General features: G+C 42.1%; 8 protein-coding genes and 2 pseudogenes. 5 read left to right on the top strand and 5 right to left on the bottom strand.

The features are described from left to right. Positions 1-140: 140 nt before the first annotated feature. The 3 genes and pseudogenes from IM477_RS19225 to pirA all read right to left on the bottom strand — a co-directional run. Positions 141-437 (bottom strand): annotated as a pseudogene (locus IM477_RS19225) (GNAT family N-acetyltransferase); the annotation flags it as partial. Further along, positions 430-594, bottom strand: a complete 165-nt coding sequence (locus IM477_RS19230; RefSeq protein ID WP_002760035.1) for a DUF8624 family small hydrophobic protein — start codon at positions 592-594, stop codon at positions 430-432. The gene IM477_RS19230 and the pseudogene IM477_RS19225, both read right to left, overlap by 8 nt. A gap of 153 nt (positions 595-747) precedes the next feature. After that, positions 748-909, bottom strand: coding sequence for an arginine synthesis PII-interacting regulator PirA (gene pirA, locus IM477_RS19235; RefSeq protein ID WP_002733724.1), 162 nt, complete (start codon positions 907-909; stop codon positions 748-750). A 134-nt stretch (positions 910-1043) separates the two neighbouring features. On the opposite strand from pirA, the gene IM477_RS19240 reads away from it, so the two are divergent. Beyond that, on the top strand, positions 1044-1841 hold the full coding sequence (locus IM477_RS19240) for an SAM hydrolase/SAM-dependent halogenase family protein (RefSeq protein WP_149985292.1): 798 nt from the start codon (positions 1044-1046) through the stop codon (positions 1839-1841). Positions 1842-2022: 181 nt separating this feature from the next. Here IM477_RS19240 and nadC read toward each other — a convergent pair whose 3' ends face one another. Then, entirely contained in the window at positions 2023-2871 is an 849-nt protein-coding gene (nadC, locus tag IM477_RS19245) for a carboxylating nicotinate-nucleotide diphosphorylase (RefSeq protein ID WP_287733098.1), read from the bottom strand. Positions 2872-2942: 71 nt separating this feature from the next. Further along, positions 2943-3509, bottom strand: coding sequence for a Uma2 family endonuclease (locus IM477_RS19250; protein WP_287733099.1), 567 nt, complete (start codon positions 3507-3509; stop codon positions 2943-2945). A 161-nt stretch (positions 3510-3670) separates the two neighbouring features. Between IM477_RS19250 and IM477_RS19255 the strand changes: the two genes are divergently transcribed. From IM477_RS19255 to IM477_RS19270, 4 genes and pseudogenes are all read left to right on the top strand, one after another. After that, on the top strand, positions 3671-4138 hold the full coding sequence (locus IM477_RS19255) for a CBS domain-containing protein (protein WP_287733100.1): 468 nt from the start codon (positions 3671-3673) through the stop codon (positions 4136-4138). A 42-nt stretch (positions 4139-4180) separates the two neighbouring features. Continuing rightward, a pseudogene (locus IM477_RS19260) lies at positions 4181-4345 on the top strand (polyhydroxyalkanoate biosynthesis repressor PhaR); the annotation flags it as partial. 87 nt (positions 4346-4432) lie between these two features. Beyond that, positions 4433-5476 carry a S66 peptidase family protein gene (locus IM477_RS19265; protein ID WP_287733101.1) on the top strand — a complete coding sequence of 348 codons (1044 nt, stop codon included), beginning with the start codon at positions 4433-4435 and terminating at the stop codon, positions 5474-5476. A 272-nt stretch (positions 5477-5748) separates the two neighbouring features. Continuing rightward, positions 5749-6801 (top strand): phosphotransferase enzyme family protein, encoded by a 1053-nt coding sequence (locus IM477_RS19270; protein WP_287733102.1) that lies wholly within the window; start codon positions 5749-5751, stop codon positions 6799-6801. Positions 6802-7140: the final 339 nt, after the last annotated feature.

A 7140-nucleotide genomic window follows, 5' to 3' on the forward strand; every position in this document is an offset into this window, starting at 1 on the left:
ACCTCTGCTCTTTCTTCTTCTTTAAGAGCTTTTTGTAAGTTTTTCTTTTCTTCTAAGTCTAGGAAATCTTTGGCTGGCATAAGTAGGATTTTTCTAAAATTACTATTTCTATTTTAGGTGGTTTAAGTGCGTTTTAGCTTACCTTGGCGACGATGCTGGGGATCGACGTAAATTAGGAAAATATGACCATAGCGATCGCCTGTCACCTGATCGACGGCGCTCCCCATCCAGAGACAAGCGATCGCCGTTTGTTGTCCTTCGACGATCCACAGGGGAGTATCGAGGCCAAAAAACTGTCTGACTGTATCAGCTAGATGGGAGAGGTTTTTTTGTTCGGGAAAAAATTCTTGATAGCTGCGGGTGAGAAAATTAATTAGTAGATAGCGATCGCTCGGTTTTCCCAGTCGCAGCCGATAATCTTCGGGAAGGTTAGCCATGCCAAGGATAAGAGAAAATTATGCCCAGGGATGGCTCGATCGGAGCGGGTGCCGCTAAATCTGCCGGTAAAAAAATCCGGATGCCAGTGGCAACCAGAGCAACTAAAAACACGAAGATAGTCAGGAGCGGGGCGATATATTGCCGGAAAAAAGCCATAATTATTTGATCTCTAAACTGCTGTTCCTTCTATTTTAAGGATTGCCAGTGGAGATATCGGCAATTTTTTTAAAAAAATTCGCCCAAAAAAAGTGATCGGCATACCGATCACTAGAAACCGACAACTAGACTATGGCTAAACACCGATTAAATCTAACGAAGGTGCAAATAGGCCGCCTCTGCTTCCAATTGACGCACTAGAGCCTCATTTCCCTGCGCTCTAGCTACTTCCAGTCGGTGTTGTAAATTTCTGCGGAGTGTTTCCCTATGGGCCACGGTGGCCTGTGTTAGGACTTGCTGACGATTTTTGTTCATGGTGGACAGACTTTTGAGCGACTTAACTTACCTTATATCTAAATCATAACATTCTCCTTAGGAAACTGTATCTTTAGCTACTGAATTTAGCGTTAAGATTTATTAAAGCTGTTGGCAACCATAGTGACAAGTCAATGACGGAACAGGCACTGATAACCCTTACTAGCGATTTTGGACTACAGGACGGTTATGTGGGCATTATCAAGGGAGTAATCGCGGGAATTGCCCCCCATGCTCGCACGATCGATCTGAATCATCAAATTTCGCCCCAAGACCTTTACGCTGGTCGTTTTATCCTCCTGAATGCCTATCAATATTTTCCCCAAGGCACTATTCATCTGGCAGTTATAGATCCGGGGGTAGGAAGCAAAAGACGCGGAGTAGGGATTCGTTTTGCCGGTGGTTATTTAGTTGGTCCAGATAATGGTTTATTTAGTGGCATTTTAAGCCAATCTCCCGCTATATCTGCCGTTAATCTCGATAATTCTTCCTATTGGCGCACCCCTAACCCTAGCACTACTTTTCATGGTCGTGATATTTTTGCTCCTGTGGCCGCTTATTTGTCCCGGGGAGTACCCCTAGAAATGTTAGGTGAGATTATTGATCCCGATAGCTTGCAACAATTAGCGATCGCTGTTCCGCAAATCGAGGAAGATAAAATCAGGGGTCAAATTCAATATATTGACATTTTCGGCAATTTAATCAGCAATATTCCCGATTATCTCCTAGAGGGAAAAAATTGGTCGGTGCAGTTGGGGCCAAAAATTATCCCCGCAAAAAACACCTACAGTGATGTTCCTTCCGGAGAAATAGTTGCTTTTATCGGTAGTCACGGGGGGTTAGAAATTGCCGTCAATAGTGGTAGCGCTCAAAAGCAATTACACCTAAATATTGGCGATGCGATCGAGGTTACAATAGATAGGGTTTGCTGAAAAAGTCTGTTGGTGGAGTTAGCAGTCAGTATTCTCCGAGTCAGGAGATAGGAGTCAGGAGTCAGGAGACGGGAGACGGGAGACGGGAGATTATTTTTATTTATTCTCCCCAATTCATAATTCATAATTCCTAATTCCCACTGATAACTGATAACTGATAACTGTTTACTGATATAGCTTTTTAATCAATTCTCATACTAATATCTAACCAAGTAGAACGGGTAATCGGGGCGCTAGTGGAAATATAATCTACTCCTGTTTCGGCAACGTTGCGAATGCGATCGAGGGTAATATTTCCCGATGCTTCTATTTTGGTTTTACTATTAAAATTGCGGATCATCTCCACAGCAGTTTGCATCATCTCTAAATCCATATTATCTAACATAATGATCTCTACCTGCTGCTGCAGGGCCTGATTCACTTCTTCTAATTGGCTGGTTTCTACCTCAATTGTGAGAGGATAGGGCATATTTTGCCGTACACGACGCACTGCTTCCTCAATGCTGCCCGCTGCTTGAATATGATTATCTTTAATCATAATTGCATCATCTAAGCCCAAACGATGGTTAATAGCGCCACCGATACTGGAGGCATATTTTTCTAAAATTCGCAATCCGGGGGTAGTTTTGCGAGTATCCACCAATCTTGTCGATAAATCGGCAATTTTCTCCACATACTGACGAGTGGCACTAGCAATCCCACTCAAGCGCATGGCAAGATTTAAAGCGACTCTTTCCCCGATTAACAGCGCATCGAGGGAACCTTCTATCTCAGCAATAACTTTAGACTTGGGGCAAAATTCCCCCTCGGCAACGGTGGGGGTAAAGTGAATAGTGGGGTTAAGCAGTTGAAAAACTCTTTCAGCTACGGGTAAACCGGCAATAACTCCCGCTTCCTTGGCAATCCAACTAGCTTGACCAATTTTAGCATGACCGAAGAAAATTGCTTGGGTGGTGCGATCGCCTCTACCGAGATCTTCTCGTAACCAGTTTTCTAACAAGGGATCAAGGACTAATAGGGGCGGTAACATAGAATTTATCGAAAAAATCGGGACGTATTTATTTTAAGTTTAGGAATGTTTGACCTGTTTGTAAACTTTCTTTAATCGAAACTTATCCCTTCATAGATTAACTCGATCGCACAGTGAAAATCGAGACTAGATAGAATAATTTCTTCCCCTTGACTATAAGCGCAGTAAAACCAAATTTTATCTTCACCGCGGCGATAAACCTCAACACTGCTCGATTCGGTATCGACTAAAACGTATTCTTGTAAACTGGCAATCTGACGATAATATTGTAACTTTTTGGTGCGATCATAGTTTCCTGTGCTAGGGGAAAGCACTTCAATAATCACTTGTGGATGTTGAATAAAATTACGAGATTCTCTATCCCTAGAATCGCAACTAATCACCAAATCGGGATAAAAATAACGACTATTATTAGCTTGTACTTTCACATCAGATACATTCACCCGACAGCCTCGCGGACGGAGATGAAGTCTTAAAGCAGTATAAAAATTCAAGGTAATATCATTATGAGGCAGACTACCCCCAGTCATGGCGATAATTTCCCCATCAATGTATTCATGGCGACATTCCTGTGTAGCTTCCCATTCTAGATACTCTTCCGGGGTTATTCTTTCTGGGTATTGAGGTTGAGCGATCATTTTTCTTTTTCCTTGTCAACTAACTAAATGAATATCCCATTTCCTTTTTATGTTAGAACATTGTCTCGCCCGAAGATTTAAGAATAGTCATAATTAAGCGGTGACTGATTAGCCTAATGATAAGATGGAGACAGAAAGCATTATTATCGCAGGTCGCTAAGATGACGAAAACAGTTGCCGATATCATGACTCCCAATCCCATCACCGTCACCGCTAACACTTCTCTGTCTGAAGCAGTGAAGATTTTGGCCGAAAAGCGGTTTAGTGGTTTACCCGTGGTGGATGACAATATACGACTGATTGGGGTTATCTCCGAAACTGACCTTATGTGGCAGGAAACGGGAGTAGAAGCTCCTCCTTACATTATGCTCCTCGATAGCCTCATCTATCTACAAAATCCTAGCCGTCACGAGAAATTACTCCATAAAGCTCTCGGTCAAACCGTGGGGGAAGTAATGACCGATAAACCTATTAGTATCACAGCCGATCGCCCTTTGAAAGAAGCGGCCTCGTTAATGTATGATCGTCATGTGCGTCGTTTACCGGTGATTGAGGAAGAAACCCACAAAGTAATTGGTATTATCACTCGCGGTGATATCATTCGCGATATGGCAAAATCCGAAGCATAATTGCTTTTCTAGGGCAACAATTAACTAAAAGGTCTTGAACAAATGAATCAATCTCAGGAAACGGTTACTTATTCCCTAGAAACTATCTTGATGCGGATTGAGGGAAAAATCGATTCTTTACAAAAAGATGTGACGGATTTAAAGATAGGGCAAGCGGTGTTAACGGGAAAAGTTGAGGGAATAGAAAATCGATTAAACTCATGGGGGTAAAACCAGAAATATGTGAAAACTTTTTTTCTGAGCAGTAATCCCTAAATTCTTGTTTCCCTTGCAATTTTTCTAAAAACTATCAGGATGAAGCGCCGTCAATTTCTCACTAATTCCGCCCTAACTGCTGTTAGTTTTTCCCTAATTACCAGAAAAGTTATTAGCAATAATTTTCCTCTAATTAAACCGCCACATCTACAACCGGGGGACGGAGTCGGTATTATTAGTCCGGCGGGGGCAACTTTTAAAGAAGATGATTTGAATATAGTTATTGAAGCAGTTAAAGCTTTAAAATTAGTGCCAAAAGTTGGTCAACACGCTTTAGATCGTTATGGTTATCTAGCCGGTAAAGATAGCGAGCGAGCCGCGGATATAAATCAATTTTTTGCCGATGATAATATTGCCTTAATTTTACCAATTCGCGGCGGTTGGGGAAGTGCTCGTTTATTACCTTATCTCGACTACGATTTAATTCGCCGTCATCCGAAAATTATCTGTGGTTTTAGTGATATAACTTCTTTATTATTAGCTATTTATGCCAAAACTGGTTTAGTTACTTTCCATGCTCCCAATGGCTTTTCTAGTTGGCGCACCGCTCAAACTGAAAGCTTTCGACAGGTTTTATTTTCTGGGGAAAAGTTGACTTTTAGAAATATTCCCGATCCCGATGATGCCAATCGTTTAATGCGGGTAAAAAATCGGATTCAAACTATTACTAAAGGTCAAGCAAAAGGTAAATTAATCGGTGGTAATTTAACCACTTTAGCCTCGATCGCAGGTTCTCCCTATCTACCAGATTTTACCAGTGCTATCCTATTTTTAGAAGATATTGGTGAAGATATTTATGAAATAGATCGCCTGTTAAATCAATTAAAATTAGCGGGAATTCTCGATAATTTAGCTGGGTTTATCTTCGGTCAATGTAGCAATTGTAGCGCCGATAGTGACTATGGTTCCCTGACTTTAGAAGAAGTTATCCGAGAATATATCCAACCCTTAAAAATTCCCGCTTGTTTAGGTTTGATGATCGGACATTTGGAGATTATCGAGACTCTAGCTATTGGTATTGCAGTAGAATTTGATGCTAATCAGGGAACAATTACTATGTTAGAATCGGCGGTTAGTAAGTAGGTGTTAAAGCATCAAAAACTGTTCCGGGGTTCCCACTCAAAGACTTTTTCAGCAGCTCCTATATTAATTTTTTGGGTACTTATACCAAATCCGTTTTTAAGGATTGTTTCTCCCTTCTCCCCGCTTGCTGCTCCCCTATAGCTTTTAAACAGGATGTAGTCTGACAGAGGAATGTAGCGAAATATACGGAGCGATCGAACCAATTTGTAATATATGTGGGCTATAAAATAGGATGATGCGAGCGTTGTCCATACTTGCATCGGGAGGGAACCGTGACGACTTTTCTGGCTTCGCTCAATTTACTGCCTTCTAGTTCTCCCGCTGCCAATTTTCGGACTGGAGAATGGACTTTTCCCACACTCTACTCCACTCTTGCTCCTGCTGCCCTAGCAGATTTAGTTTTTTCTCGTTACGAGATTGATGTACCGAAAAATTGTCAATTTTGGCATCGGGGTTTAAGTGATGTGTATCTCCTCGAAACCCTGACAACTCCCTACATTTTGCGCGTATCTCACTGCCATTGGCGCAGCAAAATGGAAATAGACTTCGAGTTAGAATTATTAGATTATCTCGATCGCTCTCAGGTTCCCGTCGCTGCGCCAATTCGCACCAAAAACGGTGATTTATCCGTAGAAATTAATGCTCCGGAAGGGAAACGTTACGCCGTCCTTTTTCCCTATGCTCCTGGAGGAATTGCTATTGGGGACATAGATATAGAACAAGCCTATCATTTAGGGGCGATCGTGGCTAATTTACATCGGGTGACAGCAGATTTTCAACCCCTAGCCTATCGTCATCCCCTCAACCTCAAATATCTTCTCGACGATTCCCTGCAAATTATCGCACCTTTTCTGCACCAACGACCGAGCGACCTAGACTGTGTCTTAGAAACCATTGGGGAAATAGAGGAAGAAAGCGCTAAATTACCGACAGAATCTCCCTATTGGGGCATTTGTTGGGGCGATCCTCATAGTGGTAATGTGCATATCACCCCTGATAATCAGATGACCCTATTTGATTTCGATCAGTGCGGTTATGGTTGGCGAGTTTTTGATATCGCTAAATTTCTGCAAGTTTCCCTACAATCCGGCTTAAATCGCCAGGTTCGCCATGGTTTCATCCAAGGCTACGATGAAACAGTGCCTTTAACCGATGGTGAATTATCTTGTCTTCAGTATCTCACCCAAGCGGCCTATATTTGGTCTTGGTCAATTAGCTTAAATAACCTGCGTTTAACCGATTATAGTCGTCTCTGCGCCAATTATTTTAGTAGCCGTTTGGCCATTCTCAAACGTTTAAGAACCCAAGAATGGGAATTATTCTAAGCAGCCTTGATCCTGCTGGTGAGCAAATTTCCTGGGGGTAGGTTGTGGGGTGTGGGGTTTTACCCATTTTCAGGGAAAAATTACCTGAATTTTCCCCCTGATCACTCCAATGACCGGCGCTTTTTGATGGCCAAAAAGCCTAAAAGTCTTATCCAAAAAGCCGGCCCCAACTAACCAAGATCAACTTACCCAAAAACCCAAAGGGAGCATCTCACCTTTGCAATGAGCATAAATACTTAGTGGAAAAATAGGCTTTTCGAGGGTAATTCTTGTTTTAATTCTCCATGTACGCAGTCTTTAAAAGCCTCTATTTCGTTCCAAGACACGATTAAGAGTGGC

The sequence above is a fragment of the Microcystis sp. M090S1 genome, from assembly GCF_020246295.1.
Classification (GTDB): domain Bacteria; phylum Cyanobacteriota; class Cyanobacteriia; order Cyanobacteriales; family Microcystaceae; genus Microcystis; species Microcystis aeruginosa.

Bases quoted from the DNA above. Each gene is read 5' to 3' on its own strand.
- IM477_RS19230 (WP_002760035.1), bottom strand. From the start codon at position 594: ATGGCTTTTTTCCGGCAATATATCGCCCCGCTCCTGACTATCTTCGTG.
- IM477_RS19255 (WP_287733100.1), top strand. From the start codon at position 3,671: ATGACGAAAACAGTTGCCGATATCATGACTCCCAATCCCATCACCGTC.
- IM477_RS19265 (WP_287733101.1), top strand. From the start codon at position 4,433: ATGAAGCGCCGTCAATTTCTCACTAATTCCGCCCTAACTGCTGTTAGT.
- IM477_RS19250 (WP_287733099.1), bottom strand. From the start codon at position 3,509: ATGATCGCTCAACCTCAATACCCAGAAAGAATAACCCCGGAAGAGTAT.
- nadC (WP_287733098.1), bottom strand. From the start codon at position 2,871: ATGTTACCGCCCCTATTAGTCCTTGATCCCTTGTTAGAAAACTGGTTA.
- IM477_RS19240 (WP_149985292.1), top strand. From the start codon at position 1,044: ATGACGGAACAGGCACTGATAACCCTTACTAGCGATTTTGGACTACAG.
- pirA (WP_002733724.1), bottom strand. From the start codon at position 909: ATGAACAAAAATCGTCAGCAAGTCCTAACACAGGCCACCGTGGCCCAT.